Annotated in this window: 3 protein-coding genes; all 3 read right to left on the minus strand. The window is 62.6% G+C overall.

Annotated elements, in window-relative coordinates; all coding sequences use genetic code 11:
* Positions 1-171: NAD(P)-binding protein (locus VJR68_RS22100; RefSeq protein ID WP_414647823.1), on the minus strand; the 171-nt coding region annotated here is incomplete at its 3' end.
* On the minus strand, positions 172-1,422 hold the full coding sequence (gene mraY, locus VJR68_RS19300) for a phospho-N-acetylmuramoyl-pentapeptide-transferase (RefSeq protein ID WP_414647822.1): 1,251 nt from the start codon (positions 1,420-1,422) through the stop codon (positions 172-174).
* Positions 1,412-2,444, minus strand: a 1,033-nt coding sequence (locus tag VJR68_RS19305; RefSeq protein WP_324150294.1) for a UDP-N-acetylmuramoyl-tripeptide--D-alanyl-D-alanine ligase, incomplete at its 5' end; no start/stop codon positions are given. The genes mraY and VJR68_RS19305, both read right to left, overlap by 11 nt.

Genomic DNA, 2,444 nt, shown 5'->3' on the forward strand with positions numbered 1-2,444 from the left:
CGCATCCGGCAGCAGCGCGCGCAGATCCTTGAGGCCCGGCGGGTGCTCGCGGCTATCGGTGACCGCGACATCTTCGCCGTGGGCGGCGAGGAAGCGCGCGCAGGACAGCCCCGTCTTGCCGAGGCCGACGATCAGCGTGCGGGTCCTGCGTTGTGCGGCGGGTAGGCCCATCTATCTCACCTTCAGGGTGGAGAGGCCCACCAGCACCAGGATCACGGTGATGATCCAGAAGCGCACGATGACGCGCGGTTCCGGCCAGCCCTTCAGCTCGAAATGGTGGTGCAGGGGCGCCATGCGGAAGATGCGCTTGCCCGTGAGCTTGAAGCTTGCGACCTGCAGCATCACCGACGCGGTCTCCATGACGAAGATGCCGCCCATCACGAGCAGCACGATTTCCTGGCGCACGATGACCCGGGGCTCGGGCCAGCCTTTCAATTCGAAGTGGTGATGGATCGGCGCCATGCGGAAGATGCGTTTGCCGGTCATCTTGAAGCTGGCCACCTGCATCATCACCGACACGGTTTCCATCACGAACACGCCGCCCATGATCAGCAGCACGATCTCCTGCCGCACGATCACCGCGATCGCCGCCAGCGCCGCACCAATGGCGAGCGCGCCGACGTCACCCATGAATACTTGTGCGGGATAGGTGTTGAACCACAGGAATCCCAAACCCGAACCTGCCAGCGCACCGCAGAAAATCGCCAACTCGCCCGCGCCGGGAATCGAAGGAATTCCCAGATATTCGGAGAACACGCGGTTGCCGGCGAGATACGCAAAGATGCCAAGCGCACCTGATACCAGCACGGTCGGCATGATCGCCAAGCCATCAAGGCCATCCGTGAGATTCACCGCATTGGAGAAACCCACGATCATGAAGTAGGCAATCACGACGAAGAACGCACCCAGCGGCACCGCCACATGCTTGAAGACCGGCACGTACAACGCGGTCTCCGCCGGCAGGTTCGCCGTATGGAACAGGAACCACGCCGCACCGATGCCAAACACCGACTGCCAGAAATACTTCCAGCGCGATGCAAGGCCGCGACTATCCTTCAGCACCAGCTTGCGGTAGTCGTCGTAGAAACCGATCGCGCCGTAGCAGATCAGCACCAGCAGTACCAACCACACGTAGCGATTGCTCAGATCCACCCACAGTAACGTGGCAACGGCCACCGACAGCAGGATCATCACGCCGCCCATGGTGGGTGTGCCGGCCTTCGAAAGATGTGTCTGCGGACCTTCCTTGCGCACCACCTGGCCAGCCTTGAGCGCGGCCAGCTTGCGGATCAGCGCCGGGCCAAACAGCAGCGAAATGGCCATGGCGGTAAGCGCCGCCATGATCGTGCGGAAAGTGATGTACTGAAACAGATGCGGCGTGGCGAAATGCCGTGCGAACCATTCAGCCAGGTCAAGCAGCATGCGCGCCCCCTTTTGAATCACCGTTCTTGAGCGCTGCCACGACCTGTTCCATGCCCGATGAGTGGGAACCTTTCACCAGGCAGGTGATACCGGCATGCACTTCAGCGCGCAGCGCATCGATCAACGCCGCCTTGTCGACAAAGTGCTTGCCGCCCGCACCGAACGCATCGACCGCCGCCGTGCTCAACGGGCCCACCGCAAACAGCCGATCGATGCCGCTCTCACGCGCATGCGCGCCGACGCCGGCATGCAGTGCACGCGCCTCGGTGCCCAACTCAGCCATGTCACCCAGCACCAGCCAACGTTCGCCGGCGGCCAGTGCCAGCGTATCGATCGCCGCGTGCATCGAACTCGGATTGGCGTTGTAGCTGTCGTCGATCAGCGTCCAACCATCCGCCATGTCGATGCGCTTCAAGCGGCCTTCGACAGCGCTGGCTTGTTCCAAGCCGGCGACGATGGTCTCGACCGGCACATCCAGTGCCAGTGCGATCGCGCTCGCAGCCAGGGCGTTGGCGATGTTGTGGCGGCCGGGCAATGGCAGTTGCACATCGGCATCGCCATGCGGCGTGCTCAGCACGAAATGCGAACCGTCGACGCGCTGTTCCAGAATTTCCGCGCCGACATCCGCCTTGTGATCCAGGCCAAAACGCAGCAGGCGACGGCCGCCCGCCAGCCCGGCGAAGAAACTGGCGAATGCATCATCCGCATTGATGATCGCCACGCCATCCGCCGGCAGCGCGCGATACACCGCGCCTTTGGTTTCCGCCACCATCTCGATCGTACCCATCCGCTCAAGATGCGCGGGCGCGATGATGTTCACGAGGCCGATATCGGGCCGTGCGATGGCGGCAAGATAATCAATGTCGCCCGGTTTGCCTGCGCCCATTTCGAGCACGGCGTATTCGGTATCTTCCGGCATCCACAAGAGCGTGAGCGGCAGGCCGATTTCATTGTTGTAGCTGCCGGTATTCACGTGCGTGCGGCCATGCTTGGACAGGATCGATGCGGTGAGCATCTTCACC

This window comes from Dyella sp. (assembly GCF_035277725.1).
In the GTDB taxonomy this organism is placed as follows: domain Bacteria; phylum Pseudomonadota; class Gammaproteobacteria; order Xanthomonadales; family Rhodanobacteraceae; genus Dyella_B.